Annotated in this window: 16 protein-coding genes; 9 read left to right on the top strand and 7 right to left on the bottom strand. The window is 32.3% G+C overall.

Features of this window, described 5'->3' with window-relative positions; genetic code table 11:
• Positions 1-6: 6 nt before the first annotated feature.
• Positions 7-1155 carry a serine hydrolase domain-containing protein gene (locus tag ABD940_RS19240; protein WP_345207542.1) on the top strand — a complete coding sequence of 383 codons (1149 nt, stop codon included), beginning with the start codon at positions 7-9 and terminating at the stop codon, positions 1153-1155.
• A 2-nt stretch (positions 1156-1157) separates the two neighbouring features.
• Here ABD940_RS19240 and ABD940_RS19235 read toward each other — a convergent pair whose 3' ends face one another.
• Genes ABD940_RS19235 through ABD940_RS19220 form a run of 4 tightly spaced genes read right to left on the bottom strand, consistent with a single transcriptional unit; the run spans position 1158 to position 3536 of the window.
• Entirely contained in the window at positions 1158-1883 is a 726-nt protein-coding gene (locus ABD940_RS19235; protein WP_345207540.1) for a hypothetical protein, read from the bottom strand.
• Positions 1880-2497: a hypothetical protein gene (locus tag ABD940_RS19230; protein ID WP_345207538.1), complete on the bottom strand. Its 618-nt coding sequence runs from the start codon at positions 2495-2497 to the stop codon at positions 1880-1882. Before ABD940_RS19230 ends, ABD940_RS19235 begins: the two co-directional genes overlap by 4 nt.
• A gap of 5 nt (positions 2498-2502) precedes the next feature.
• Complete coding sequence (locus ABD940_RS19225) at positions 2503-3216, bottom strand: hypothetical protein (protein ID WP_345207536.1); 714 nt, start codon at positions 3214-3216, stop codon at positions 2503-2505.
• Positions 3213-3536, bottom strand: coding sequence for a PadR family transcriptional regulator (locus ABD940_RS19220; RefSeq protein ID WP_425550375.1), 324 nt, complete (start codon positions 3534-3536; stop codon positions 3213-3215). Before ABD940_RS19220 ends, ABD940_RS19225 begins: the two co-directional genes overlap by 4 nt.
• A 240-nt stretch (positions 3537-3776) precedes the next feature.
• Here ABD940_RS19220 and ABD940_RS19215 point away from each other — a divergent pair, with 240 nt between their 5' ends.
• Positions 3777-4151 (top strand): 2'-5' RNA ligase family protein, encoded by a 375-nt coding sequence (locus ABD940_RS19215; RefSeq protein WP_345207534.1) that lies wholly within the window; start codon positions 3777-3779, stop codon positions 4149-4151.
• 53 nt (positions 4152-4204) lie between these two features.
• On the opposite strand, the gene ABD940_RS19210 is transcribed toward ABD940_RS19215, so the two are convergent.
• The gene (locus tag ABD940_RS19210) at positions 4205-5566 is read right to left on the bottom strand and encodes a T9SS type A sorting domain-containing protein (protein ID WP_345207532.1); all 1362 of its coding nucleotides are present in this window, start codon (positions 5564-5566) and stop codon (positions 4205-4207) included.
• 2 nt (positions 5567-5568) lie between these two features.
• Complete coding sequence (locus tag ABD940_RS19205) at positions 5569-6060, bottom strand: hypothetical protein (protein WP_345207530.1); 492 nt, start codon at positions 6058-6060, stop codon at positions 5569-5571.
• A 101-nt stretch (positions 6061-6161) separates the two neighbouring features.
• Here ABD940_RS19205 and ruvC point away from each other — a divergent pair, with 101 nt between their 5' ends.
• Complete coding sequence (ruvC, locus tag ABD940_RS19200; RefSeq protein WP_345207528.1) at positions 6162-6716, top strand: crossover junction endodeoxyribonuclease RuvC; 555 nt, start codon at positions 6162-6164, stop codon at positions 6714-6716.
• A 36-nt stretch (positions 6717-6752) separates the two neighbouring features.
• On the opposite strand, the gene ABD940_RS19195 is transcribed toward ruvC, so the two are convergent.
• Positions 6753-7163 carry a hypothetical protein gene (locus ABD940_RS19195; RefSeq protein WP_345207526.1) on the bottom strand — a complete coding sequence of 137 codons (411 nt, stop codon included), beginning with the start codon at positions 7161-7163 and terminating at the stop codon, positions 6753-6755.
• Between the two features lie 169 nt (positions 7164-7332).
• Here ABD940_RS19195 and ABD940_RS19190 point away from each other — a divergent pair, with 169 nt between their 5' ends.
• The 6 genes from ABD940_RS19190 to ABD940_RS19165 form a co-directional block, all read left to right on the top strand.
• Positions 7333-8403 carry a DUF4407 domain-containing protein gene (locus tag ABD940_RS19190; protein WP_345207524.1) on the top strand — a complete coding sequence of 357 codons (1071 nt, stop codon included), beginning with the start codon at positions 7333-7335 and terminating at the stop codon, positions 8401-8403.
• Between the two features lie 122 nt (positions 8404-8525).
• Complete coding sequence (locus ABD940_RS19185; protein ID WP_345207522.1) at positions 8526-9119, top strand: phage tail protein; 594 nt, start codon at positions 8526-8528, stop codon at positions 9117-9119.
• A 9-nt stretch (positions 9120-9128) separates the two neighbouring features.
• Entirely contained in the window at positions 9129-9824 is a 696-nt protein-coding gene (locus ABD940_RS19180) for a T9SS type A sorting domain-containing protein (RefSeq protein WP_345207520.1), read from the top strand.
• 408 nt (positions 9825-10232) lie between these two features.
• Positions 10233-10664: a hypothetical protein gene (locus ABD940_RS19175; protein WP_345207518.1), complete on the top strand. Its 432-nt coding sequence runs from the start codon at positions 10233-10235 to the stop codon at positions 10662-10664.
• A 135-nt stretch (positions 10665-10799) separates the two neighbouring features.
• The gene (locus tag ABD940_RS19170; RefSeq protein WP_345207515.1) at positions 10800-11810 is read left to right on the top strand and encodes a T9SS type A sorting domain-containing protein; all 1011 of its coding nucleotides are present in this window, start codon (positions 10800-10802) and stop codon (positions 11808-11810) included.
• Between the two features lie 121 nt (positions 11811-11931).
• Positions 11932-14641: hypothetical protein (locus tag ABD940_RS19165; protein ID WP_345207513.1), on the top strand; the 2710-nt coding region annotated here is incomplete at its 3' end.

Raw genomic sequence — 14641 nt, 5'->3', positions numbered from 1 at the left:
CATTAAATGAATAAAAAATTACTTTCTCCCATTCTATTTACTTTTTTATTAGTCAGTTTAGTTTCATGTCAAAAAGAAATTAGATTAGTAAAAAATGTTCAGGTCGACAAAAAAGCCATCATCGACAGTACTATTATTGTTTTTGAGAAAAATCTTTTAAAAAATCAAATTGATTCTGTTTTTAAAAAGTATCAGTTTAACGGAAGCGTTGCGGTTTTCAAGGATTCCGTGGAATTGTATCGAAAAAATCAAGGGTTTGCAGACTTTAAGAATAAAACTAAAATCAAAAACAATACGGTTTTTGCAATCGGCTCTGTCAGTAAACAATTCACGGCAGCTTTGGTTTTACTTCAGATGGAACAGGGAAAACTGAATGTTGAGGATAAAGTTTCAAAATATATAAAAGATTTTCAAAACAAAGATTACGAAAATATTACTATTCATCAGCTTTTGAATCATACTTCCGGGCTGAATACTTTGGGTGGAAAATTACAATTTAAAAGCGGAACAGATTTCTTTTATTCCAATGACGGATTCAATACTTTAGGAAAAATTGTTGAAAAAGTTTCGGGTAAATCTTATGATGAGAATATTTCGGAATTATTCAAAAAAATCGGAATGAATCATTCTTCAACAGGAACTTTATTTGAAGGGGAAAATTTTGCCGGAGCTTATCTCGGAAACGGAAAAGCTTTCGAGAAGATTCAAAATATGCCCAAAAGATTAGGGAGCAAAGACATCGGAATTCCTGCAGGTGGAATTTTATCAACAATTGACGATCTTCATATGTGGAATAATGCCCTGTACAATTCAAAAGTTTTAAATTCAGAAACATTAGAAAAATTCGAAGCCAAAAGTGCAGAAAGACATCATCCGATTTTTGGAAAAATGGGTTATGGCTACGGAATTATGAGCAACATAGGAAAACCTTCTGCTTATTTCCACAGTGGCTATATCAAAGGCTCTCCTTCACTGAATATTTTCTATCCCGAAACAAAAACATCGGTCATCATTTTATCAAACATTGCTGATGAAGAAAAGGGAAAAGGTTTTACTTTCAAACCTCATGTTGAGATCAAAAAAATTACGGACGCTATTGAAAATTCGATCGCTGAAATGAAAAACGAAACAGCCAAGAATTCGATAAAAATGTAGGTCTATCCTGCGGAAAGATTTAGGAAATCTTTCATTTTGGTTAACGTTTTCTTATGCTCAAAAAAGTTGATCAAAACAAAAATAATGATAGCCTGTAAAATAAATGGAAGAATCAATGTGATCATCAATGGAAATACAGAGACATGATCATTCGTTCTGAAAAAACGGAAAACATGCTTATCTTCTCGCAGAATAAGCTGAAACATTACATTAATACAGACAATAAACAAGCCGAGATTCTGTTGATACATGGTGAAAAATAATTTTCCCTGATATTTAAAATCTTTTTTCACATATTTCCTCATTTTAGAATTAAAAGCCCAAAATAAGAATGGAACCGCAACAAATAAAGTGTTATATAACCTGAAAAGATCGTTATAAACTTCCTGATCAGCGGAAAAATAGACTAAAAGTAAATTAATGGTAAAAGAAGCCAGTCCGAAAAGCAAAGATTTTTTAATGATATTATTATACTTTTCTCTTACAATTTTCTTTACAATAACAGGAATTTCTTCTTTATAAAAGATAGAATATTTGGTCATTTTAAATTCGCTTTCCCACAATTTCTGCGTTTTGTGAAAAGCTTCATCAAAACTCATATTCTCATTGATCTGAATATCCAAAACCTGCGAAATCATGTGATCTTTCACTTCCAGTAAAATATCAAGAGGAAGTCTGTGAAGAATCAGATAATCTGTAACTTGCTGTTCCTGCAATTTATTCATCATGCCAATAAAACATTTATCTTTTTAATTCTAAAATAAAGCAACTGAATTTGAATGATCACCGCATAAGTGATAAAAATATGATTCGCCGGAAACTCCCAAAAACCTTCTCTTGTCGAAAACAACATATTAGAAGCTGGAATAACAATTAATAGCAACAATAAGTTTCGTAATAATAACGGATGAAAGCTCATCTGTCGGTATTCTGTAAATTTCATTTTCCCGAAGATGAAGTTGTATAAAACAAATCCTAAATGCAGAACAATAAAACTTCCTTGTAAACATAGATAGACATTTTCGTTTAAGTTGAAAACAGCCACCATAATCAGCGAACACAAAAACGCAATGATCATCATTTTTCGAAATCTTCTTTGAATAATTTCTTTTTCAATCTTTGCTATTTTTCTGAAGGAGAATAGATCTGCTTTTACCATTTCGAGTTCTTTTGCCCAGCTTAATTTAGTTTCTAAAAAAGCTTCCTGAAAACTTATATTATCTTTTATGATCTCTGAAATCTGTAGTATAAAATGATCTTTTACCTCAAAAAACAATTGAGAATCCAGCTTTTTTGAACTTAAATATAATGAGATCTGGCTTTCCTGTTCTGTTGTTATCATTTTTCTTAGCTATAAAGTTTTTTGTAATTTTTAAATCTTCTGATATTCTCTCTCAAAGAAAAGTATGAGAATAAATAAAATGTAAGAAGAAAGACTCCTGCAATAACACTTTTTGCAAAAACATATGTCGTAATTTCTCCCCGAGATCCGTAATTGATATAATCATATATTATGCTAAGAGAATTTTTAGGTAGTTTAATGAAATTATCTAAAATCAAGGTAACAGCAAATACAAAAAGCGGATGAATAAAATTATTAACAACGATATTATCTCTGTGAACTTTGTTAGCCAAATATTTTTGCTGGATATACATCACAATCAATGCAAAAGGAAGTACAGCAAAAATAATTTTAAAAATGTGAATACCTAAGTACCAGCTTTCACTCAAAACCAATGCTGAAACAATCTGAAAAACTACAACAATCAGCGAATACAATAATGATTTTAGAAATATGTTTTTATTTTTGTTTTTGTCAAGCTCATAAGCGATTTTTGTAATTTTCTGGCTTGAGAATATATTTTTTCTCACCAACATCAAATCCTTGCTCCAATTTACTTTTGTTTCCTGAAAAGCCTTTTCAAAATTTAAGTTTTCATTATTTTGAATTTCTAAAATCTGAGAAATCATATGATCTTTTATCTCGGTTAAAAGTTTTCCCGAAATTTTCTTTTCCCACAAATATTTTTCAATTTCTCTTTCCTGAAAAAAGGTTATCATATATTAAAAATCGTATTTAGGTTAAATAAATAATTTTTCATTTCCTCTTCCTGTGTCACCTGCTGTTTTTTTCCTTTCTCGGTTAAAAGGTAATATTTACGGTCTCTTCCGTTTATTTTTTGAATTTCAGATGTGATCATTCCTTCCGCTTCCAGTTTATGTAAGAGCGGATACAGAGCGCCTTCCGTCATCTCGAGTTCGCCTTGTGTGAGTTCTTTCGCTCGTTGTGTGATCTGATAACCATACATTTTCACTTCTTTCGCAAGTAGCTTTAGAATGATGTTTTGCAGGGTTCCTTTATAAAGACTGTTCTTTTTCAATATTTAATCTTTTATACCTAGCAAATCTATACATAATTTTCTTATGCATCAAAAATATTTTTAATTTTCTTAATTTCAGTACATGAAAAAATTATATTTCATAGCGGTTTATCCGCCACAGGAAGTTATTGAAGAGATAAAAATTTTCAAAAAGGATTTTGCTTTAAACTATGAAAATTCAAAAGCACTAAAAAATGATGCACACATTACTTTATTTCCTCCGTTTTCAAGGGAATTAAATTGGAAAGTGATATTCATGATGCTTTTCATAAAATCGATACAAATATTTCTCCTTTTGAAATTGAATTAAATGGTTTCGGAAGTTTTGAAAATCCGAAAAATCCTGTGATTTTTGTACACCCTGAAGAAAATAATCAGTTAAAGGAATTGTATTTAAAAGTGAAAGAAAAATTTAATTTTATGGAATATTCTTTCAGTCCTCATGTAACAGTCGGTTTCAGAAATTTGAGTTATGAGAACTATCTGAAAGCTTGGGAAATTTATAAAAACAAAGAATACAAAACTAAATTTTTAGTTGATAAAATAATTTTACTTCGTCACGATGAAAACTGGGTTCCGATTGCAGAGAAAAAGTTGGATAAACTTAATAATTAAAAACAAAAACCGACTTATGAAAGTCGGTTTTAATTATATTTGAATGTCTAAAATCATTCTTTAATAATCTTCTGAGAGATAATCAATCCTTTATTTTCAGAAACATTTAAAAGATAAGTTCCGGAAGGCAAATTCTTAATATCAACATACAAATTTGCAGGATCTCTTAATTCAAATTTCACTGGAATTAATTTTCCTGAAGCATCATATAAAATAACATTTACGTTTTTAGAAAAATCCTGTTTTCCTTTGATGTAAAATTCATTTTCAGCGGGATTCGGATAAATTGCAAATCTTCTTTCTTCTGCTTTTACTTCAGATGTTCTTAAAGTTGTAGATTTATTTAAAGTCCATGTTATATTGGTAAAATGAACTGTGCTGTGATTATTCACTTTTACTAACGGATTATTATCATTCACTGAAAAAATCAATGTATTATTTCCATTATTCAGCTGACTTGGTGTAATCGTAATAGAGTTACTTGTTGAAGGTAAAGCCGTTCCGTTCAACGTCCAGGAATTCACTAAAGTATTTGGTATGGGAAGAATTTCTGTTACATTAAAAGTCACATTGGAATTTGCATTTACTGTAGAGCTATTTACCGGAGTATAAAAATCTACCGGAGAAACCAACGCGTGGATTTTTTCTATAATTGCTTCTTTACAAACCGAACAAAACTGTTGATTAAGGTATCTCATTTCACAACTTTGATGTGGACGATACCAACTCGGATTTTCCGCATGAGCATAAACTCCTACTCCATTTAAGCCGACCCAGTTTGCCCATTTTATAGTTGCCGGATTTGAGGTCTGTGTTTTATTAGCTCTTTCACCTGTACCCGAAAACCAATATTCATCGGCTAGATTTCCGAAAGAATGTCCTAATTCATGAACCACAATTTCATTCGAAGAAGAATTTAGTGAAGCAAAAGCGTATGTTCCGCCACAACCTCCGTATTCCGTAGAATTTCCTAAAATATAGGCAATATCAAAATCAGGAAGATTAGCCGCTAAAACCTGCGTCACTTTCGTGGTATTTCCGTAATAACATCTGTGAACACCATTATCAAAAGTTGAGCTAAAATAATTATTAGGATTGGCTACAGGAAAAGCGGGTTCTGTAACGTCTGTTGCAGTTCCGGGATGTTTCACACCAGATTCCGTGGAAATTACTTTGATGGCATAAGCATTAAAATAATTTTTATACTCTGTGTAAGGACTTTTCGTAAAAAGATAATTGACGGTATTCTGCGCAGAAGTAACAAAAGCCGGAAGTTGTGCAGAAGTAAATCCGTCACCCAAAACCGCAATATTAATACGCTTGTCATTCGTTCCGTTCTGTAAAATTGAAACGGTCTCAAAAGTCTGAGCACAACACAAACTTCCTATAAAAAGTGATAATAAAGTTTTTTTCATGATTATAGTTTTTGAGTGAATACTAATTTTTTTCCTGAGCTCGTTATTTTCTCAATTTTCACTGTCTGAATTTCTGCAGAATGTGAATATCTTACGCTGAATTCGGCATTTTCTAATGAAATTTTATTTCTGCTGATCTCATCCTTGGTGTAAACTTCTCTTGACGGATTCAAAGGATCTTCTACCAATTGTTTCATAATTTCTTTTCCACCCGCATCTGTCATAGAAATTACAAAATCTCCTATATTTCCTTCTCCTTCCTCAAAAGTCGGATTTGATTTTAGTTTACCATCAACAATTTTCTTTTCCTGTAATGTAATTTTTTCTACACCTGAATTCGTTTTTTCTACTTTAAAGAAAAGATACACAATCTTGGCATTTTTACTCAAAGTACTCGTAGCTGCAATCTTTGTTTTTCCATTTAAATCTTTCAGCTGCAAAATGTTACAGAAGAAATACAATGGTAACATTAAAATGATAATCAAATTTCTCATAGTTCTATTTTTGTTTAAGTTAAGAAGATTTTTAATACGTTTATATCATTCAATTATTTTTTTCATGATTAAAAATTCAAGAAAGTCATATCTTTGAGCCAATGATTGTAGAGAAAATTATTTTAGGAATCGACCCGGGAACTACGATAATGGGGTTTGGAATTATTTCTGTAAAAAAAGGCAAAATGGAAATGGTTTCTATCCATGAATTGTTGTTGAAAAAATATCCAAACCACGAAACAAAGCTTAAATATATTTTTGACAAAACTTTAGCATTGATCGATGAGTTTCATCCCGATGAAGTGGCTTTGGAAGCTCCGTTTTATGGGAAAAATGTTCAAAGTATGCTGAAACTGGGGCGTGCTCAAGGTGTTGCGATGGCTGCAAGTCTTCACAGAAATATTCCCATCACAGAATATTCTCCAAAAAAAATAAAAATGGCAATCACCGGAAACGGAAACGCTAGCAAAGAACAAGTTGCCGGAATGTTGCAGAGCCTTTTAAACTTAAAAGAATTTCCTACAAAATATCTGGATGCTTCCGATGGTTTGGCGGTTGCGGTTTGTCATCATTTTAATTCGGGAACCATTGCCGACACAAAATCTTACACGGGTTGGGAAAGTTTTCTAAAGCAAAACCCTAATCGTTTAAAATAATTTAGACTTCCTAAATCTCATTTTCATTTTTGGAAATTATTTTCCTTTATATTCTGAAGGTACAATTTTAAAATCTGCAGTCTGTTTACCGTTCTTGTCATAATAAATATAGATCATCGTAACATCGTTATCACGAAATTCTTTAATATCGGGAGAAGTTTTTATTACTTTTAAAGCTCCATCTTTTGCATTGGCTTTGAAAGTTGCGATTTCTTCCGGGCTTACATTTTCTTTTATATCATCAGTTAAAGTATAATTATACTTGAAAATTTTCCCGGGTTGTGCAGAAACACTGTCCAGACGAACACCGTCTGTTAAAATTTGAGGAGCCGTTTTATTGATACTTGCAGCTACTTCTTTAAGATCATCATCAATGGTTCTTTCTTTTTTGCAAGAAGCTAAGATCAAAGTGATGCATACTAATGAAAGCCTGATTACATTTTTCATAATTAAATTTTTGTGGATTGCTATTTAAAGTTAATACTATTTTCTTTAATAAATTAAACAATTGATTTTCAAATTATTAAAATCTCAACTCAACATACTTGGTAAAACATAATACTATCTTTAACATTGGTATGATTTTTAGTACTACATTTGTATTAAATTTTCTATCATGAAAAATAACCAACAAACTATAAATCAATTGAATCATAAAATAAATTGGTTCCAAAAGTTTCTGATGATATGCTCCGGAGGAAACATTCATATTCTGAGAAAAACACCCAGCGAATGGAATAAATTTGCAGGAATTGGCGGAATTGTACTTTTCACGGCAGTTTTTGCAACCCTTTCTGCTGGTTATGCGATGTATACCGTTTTTGACGAGATCTGGACAGCAATCGGTTTTGGAGTTTTATGGGGTTTAATGATCTTTAATCTTGACCGATATATCGTCTCATCCATCAAAAAAACAGGAACATGGTGGAATCAGATCTTAATGGCAATTCCAAGATTGGTTCTGGCGACTTTTTTAGGAATTATTATTTCTAAGCCTTTGGAACTTAAAATTTTTGAAAAAGAGGTTAATAAACAATTAAACACAATTATTCAAAGAAATAAAAAACAGCTTCAGGGCGAGATGAACGGAAGAATTCTTCAGCAAAGCGGACCTTTTGAAACGGAAAAGAAACAGATTTCAGATAAAATTGTTCAGTATCAAAAATCTTATGATTCGGCATCTGTTGAACTTGAAAAAGAAATTTTAGGAAAGCAATCCGGTTTAACGAGTGGAAAGGAAGGTTTCGGACCGAATGCAAAACGTAAACAGGAGCTGAAAGAACAAAGAAGACAGGATCTTGAAAGTTATCAAAAGCAGGTTTCCCCACGATTGGAATATTTAGACAAAGAAATTTCAAAAGTATATACAAATCTGGAAACGGAAAGAAAATCTACGGAAACTTTTGAGGATAAATTTAATGGATTTGCAGCGAGATTACAGGCTTTGGATGAACTGGGAAAAAATTCTGCCATCATAGGTTTAGCTGCATCTTTTATCATGGGACTTTTTATCTGTCTTGAAATTTCTCCAGTTTTGGTTAAGTTAATTTCTCATATCGGACCTTATGATTATCTTTTAGAAAAGACAGAAAATGACTTCCGGCTTTACTCCAAAGAGAAAGTAGAAAAAGGAAATGCGCTGACCGATTTCAGGATCGATGACTTTAAGGATAATTTACACAGATAATCTATTTTACATTAAATAATTTCACCTTTCAGACAATTCTGAAAGGTTTTTTATTTTAATAATTAAAATATGTAGAATAATATCTAACTTTACCTCACCTAATTAAAACTAATTTTTTTATCATGAAAAAACTTGCACTTGGATGTACTTTGCTGTTGAGCATTGCATCTACTTCTGTCGTAAAAGCACAAGCTTCTGAGCCTTTTCTAGGACAAATCGCATTCGTACCTTACAATTTTGTACCCAAAAACTGGGCAGCTTGTAACGGACAATTATTATCAATCGCCCAAAACCAAGCTCTTTTTGCTCTTTTAGGAACAACTTACGGAGGAAACGGAACAACAACATTCGCACTTCCCGATATGAGGGGAAGAGTTTTGGTTCACGAAGGACAGGCTCCGGGAGGACCTACTACTTACACAATGGGACAAACCGGAGGAGCAGAATCTGTAACTTTACAAGTGACACAAATTCCGGCTCACTCACATACAGTAAATGCTGTAACCGCGGACGGAAATCAAAATTCTCCTACCAATGCACTTCCTGCAGACACAAAAGCGCTTGACAAGGAATATTCTGACGCCACTTCAAATACAACAATGAAATCCACGATGGTAAATCCAACAGGAGGAGGTCAGGCTCACGAAAACAGACCACCGTTTATCACATTGAAATGTATTATTTCTTTACAAGGGGTTTTCCCATCACAATTCTAAAATATTATTATGAAAAGTCTTTACTTATTTTGTCTTGCTCTCGGAAGTTTTGCTTCCGCACAGACAATTACATTCAACGGCTGTCATGCGTTGTTTGATAATCAGAACTTTGTTTTCAATAAAACAGGAGTAGACGCTTATAATAAGGGTATTTACATCACAACACCTGTTACTGGAGATCAGGATTGTGGAGGTTTGGGAACATGTGAATTTAAAATCCAATGGAATAATACTTTATCAAGATGGGAGTTTCTTGCAGATGAAGGAAGCGGAACTTTTGCAAGTCCAAATTTGATCTATTATAATTCTACAGGTAATAATAATTTCTTACAAAACCCACCTTCAGTTACATTTGGAACCTGGGTAGAAAATACAGCAGTTACTTCTGGAGCTTGCGGAGGAAATCTTACTACTTCCAATTCTACAATGACAGGAGATCTGCATGCTTCATCTCTTGCAACGTCAGATGTAAAAACAGATGATTCAAAAATCCAGATTTTCCCGAATCCGGTTGCTGAAGTGATTAGAATTTCGGGTATCAATAACGGACAGTCAATTCAGATTTATAATATGGCGGGTCAATTGGTAAAGTCTGAAAACTTTGATCAAAAGATCAATGTTTCTGAACTTTCTGCCGGAGTTTATTTGTTGAAAATCAATACTAAAAATTTCCAGACTCATGAATTTAAGTTTGTGAAAAAGTAATATTTAAATTATTAATTTATATAGTAAGCCTTCGGATTTTTCGGAGGCTTTATTTTATTTTTGAATTTAATACAATTATCTGAACACAATTAGATTTGTATAATATTATAAAATAAATGATTATATATTTATTTTACAATATACTTCTGTAGAAAAATTTATTTTTTTTTAGATTTGCAGAATTAAATAATACACAAATGAATTACATACCTACTTTATTTCTATATGAACATAATAGTCACTTTAAAAATAACACGACAAGTTCCGTCGCCTTGTGAATATATCTTTGTGGAAAGATGACAATATTCACATTAAATCTCATTCATGAATCTTCTTAAAGTGATGTAAAAAAGATAATTTTGCAAAGTTTTAAAAATTAATAATAACAACTCAAAATAGACACTAAGTATGAAGAAATTCTATTTAGGAGCATTATACTTATGCTCCGTCTTGGGCTATGCTCAAGAAGTGGTTTGGCAAAAGGATATCAAATCCTCAACACAGGATTTTTTTTCCCAGGTCACCACAACAATTGACGGACAGTATTTAATTACAGGAAGCAGTATTCAAAGCAGTAAGCTTCAGGCAGCAGACAGTAAGCAGAATAATGGTTACGATTTCCATTTGGTAAAATTAAACGGGCAGGGCGATGAAGTCTGGGAGAAATACTTCTCGGGAAAGAATCATGATTTTTTATCGGCAACCGTGAATACGCAGGAAGGAGGTTTCGTTTTGGCAGGCACTTCGTACAGCGGAAAAGGGCTTGATAAAAAAGATGAATCCAAAGGCGGATCTGACATCTGGCTGATCAGGATCAATGAATTCGGAGATGAATTGTAGCAGAAAACGATTGGTTCTACAGGTGATGAAGAAGCAAGAAGCGTAATCCAAACGACCGATTTCGGATATTATGTTGCGGGAAACACCACCCTTCGAGAGCCTCAGGGTTCAAAAGGATTTGGTTCCAAAGATGTTTTGGTTGTAAGACTGGACAAAAACGGGAAAGAATTATCTCAGATTATTTTAGGTGGAAAAGGATTGGACGAAGTAGAAAAAATGATTCCAACCGTAGACGGCGGAGCTTTGTTAGGGATCTACTCGCGAAGCGGGAAAACAGCTGCCTCTAACCTGTCATCTGCTACCTCAAAACAAACTGAAAACTTTGGCGAAGGTGACTATTGGGTTATTAAGCTTAATAAGGACGGCAAATTAGAATGGGAAAAGAACTTTGGAGGTAAAGGCGATGATCATTTGAGAACACTGGCTTTAACTTCAACGGGATATTTAATCGGTGGAGAATCGAGATCGGAAAGATCTGGAAACAAAACCGTTGGCATTGAAGAAGGTACTGACCTTTGGTTAATCTCACTCAATGAAAGAGGCGAAGAAATCTGGCAGAAATCTTACAATTTCAAAAATAGAGATGTTTTAATGGGAATGAGTGTTTTACATTCTTCGGATGATAAAAGTTCCAAAGGCATTTTACTGGGCGGCTATACTCAGGCAGAGGGAAGAATCGAGACAGATGACGAAACTTTCTGGATGCTATATCTAGATCAGAAGGGTAATGAACAGTGGAGAAAACATGTGAAAGGAGAATCCAGAAAAAGAGAGGAAAGACTTTCTGATATTAAACTGAACAGAGATGGATCAATTATTCTTGCCGGAACAAGTGCGGAGGAACTCGGAAAAGAAAACTGGAAGATCGTAAAACTGGGAGACAGACAACTCGATCAGCTGATAGAGAAACAGGATATAAAGATCTATCCGAATCCGGTATCGGACTATGCGTATGTTGAAATCGGTTTTGAATTTAAAGATGCTGAGATTGTGATGTATGACATGGGAGGAAGGCAGCTACAGAGTGTTAAAACTAAAAATAAGGTGACCAAGATCAATACCCAGGCTTTAATTCAGGGAGCATATCTGATTTCTGTGAAAACCGATGCAGGAAAAACCGCTAATGCTAAACTCATAAAAAAATAAACACATGAAGAAAATATTAATATTATTTATATTATCATTTATTAATAATAATTTTTTATCACAAAATAAAGTTGATGAAAAGCTTAATTTTATTCCTCAAGCACCTGAAGTAGCAGCCTTGATGAAATTTGTAGATCAACCTATATCATATGCTACTGGAATTCCAAATATAAATGTTCCTATATATAACTTAAATTTAGACGGAAAATTAGATATTCCTGTTAATCTATCCTACAATTCGGGAGGGATCACTGTCGATCAAGTTTCTACTTGGGTAGGATTAGGCTGGAATTTAAATGGCGGTGGGGTTATAACCAGAAATGTTAAAGGAAGTGTAGATTTTTATAATCAGGGAGATCATGTATATCAAGAAGTGAAAGCATATAAAGATAATGTTCAAAAATATGATGCTTCAAATTTTGAATTCTATTTAAATAGCAAGGAACCTCAGGATTTACAGCCAGACTCTTTTGCTTTGATAGCGCCAAATTTGAATATTAAGTTTGTATATGATCCTAAATCTCAACAATTTGTTCAAACTCCCAAAAGTTCTGTAAAGATTATTCCGTCTATATCAAGTACCGGAACTATTGGTTCTTGGAAGGTTGTAGATGATCGCGGATTTGAGTATTATTTTGGAAATATTGATGGTAGGTTTGCCACCGAAACAATGACGGGTGGAATAAATATTGCAACAGGAAGCAATTCACCTTCTGGTAATAGTCAGTTGTATACACGAAGCTGGCACTTGCTGAAAATCGTATCTCCAACAGGAAAAGCAATAAATTATTATTATGATGATCAAATTGGATATGAGCAATGGGATTTAATTGGTCAATATAAATATAAATGTATTCCGATGCCGGGCTTTAGTGCAACACCAAGTAATTCGTACCTATTATCAAAAGATATTTGTAACTCACAAAATAATATTTTACAAACTACATTTTCAACACAAAATGTAAATTATCTAACCTTAAATAAGATTGAAACAGAAGATGCTAAAGTAGAGTTTATAAAATCTCTTTCCAATAGAGAAGATATTACCACTCTAAAATACTTGCAAAAAATTATAATCTCCGATAAAGTAAATAATGAAACGATCAGTAATTATGATTTTTTATACTCATATTATAACAATATAAATTATGATTCGAACTATCTTGAACTACCAAATATTCTTCAATCCATTTATAACAATAACAATAAAAGATTAAAACTAGACAATTTTGTTTTAAAGGATAAAAATAATGTTGAAATAGGGAGATATACTTTTTCATACTATACAACTACTTTACCTAATAGATTATCATATGCTAGAGATGCTTGGGGCTATTATAATGGTGCACATAATAATACCAACTTGATTCCCAATATTACTTTTGATCAAGGGCAAGGTAATAATTCTATTATTCAAATAGGGGATGCAGATAGGAATATTAATACTGATTTTGCAAAATATGGTATTTTGAATAAAATACAATATCCAACCGGAGGTAGTGTAAATTTTGAGTATGAAAGTAATGATTTCAAAACCTTTTATGACATCAACAGTCCGTCGACTGCTTTTTTAGGAGTGGGCAATTATAATACAAATACGGTTGATTTTGCAGGAGAATCATCCATTGACGATAATGGTAATGTGGTGTATCAAAATACTTATACAAATAATTTTATAGTTAACGAAAACAATACAAATATCTCAGTACATATTAATATTGAAGGTTGTGGTCTAAATGCAGGAACAAATTGCATGTATAGTATTAGTCTTACAAAATTAAATGACACAAGTTTTCAGCCTATTACTCTTACTAATACTTTTAACAATACTAATTTCGTATTAAATAGTGGTGAATATATTTTAACGGCAAACAAGATTAATAACGGACAAATACCCACTTATGGTTTTAATATGTCTTTAATGTGGACGAATTCGTCAGCTGTTTCCTCTTCCAATACACTAGCGGAAAATCATAAATCAGGAGGACTGAGAATTAAAAAAGTAAGATTTAATGATTCTACAAACTCTTCAATTAAAGAGAAAAATTTTGAGTATAATTCAAGTGGAATTCTATGGAGCTTACCTATTTTTATAGAATCAAAATATGATAAATTCCAAAAATATGTAAACAAATTTTATGGTTTAGCTATTTTCCCATTTAGTAATTTGACGAGTTCAATAACATCATATTATGATGTAAGCGAATTAACTTCAGACATTAATACAAATAAAAAAATTAAAAATAATTATATCTTTTCATCTAATTCTGGTGACGATAATTCAAACCTGATTAGTGATACTAATTTCTCAATCCCTATAACATCCAATACAATAGAATGGAGAGTAGGAAATCTTATTGAGAAAAAAGATTATGAAACAGTTAATGATAATTATAGAATCGTTAAGAAAGAAAAAAACATCTACAATGCATATAGCCCATATATAAATAATGATTTTGGAGCTCGTATTGAAGTGAGGGAACAAGCTAAACCCGATATTAATAGTTCTGAAAGAGCTAATCAGTTTAGCTTTGAATTCTATTCTTTGTTCACTGAAAGTTATAAACTCAAGCAAAAAGAAATAACAGATTTTTCATATAAGAATAATGTTGTTGATTCTATAAAGACTACAATTAACTATCAGTATAATAATTTAACACATATGTTTCCTACAAAGGAGGTTAGCTTATTTCCAGATAGTACGATTAAGGAAACTATTTATTCTTACGCCGCTGAAAAGAACAACCAATTAATGATCAGTAAAAACATGATCGGGATCCCTTTGGAAACCACAACGACGCAAACCATCGGCACTGTAACCAAAACATTAG

Origin of the sequence: Chryseobacterium ginsengisoli, from assembly GCF_039542325.1 — a bacterium.
GTDB classification, from domain to species: domain Bacteria; phylum Bacteroidota; class Bacteroidia; order Flavobacteriales; family Weeksellaceae; genus Chryseobacterium; species Chryseobacterium ginsengisoli.
The sequence above is the reverse complement of the archived record's forward strand: the minus strand, read 5'-3'. Positions and strand labels throughout refer to the sequence as shown.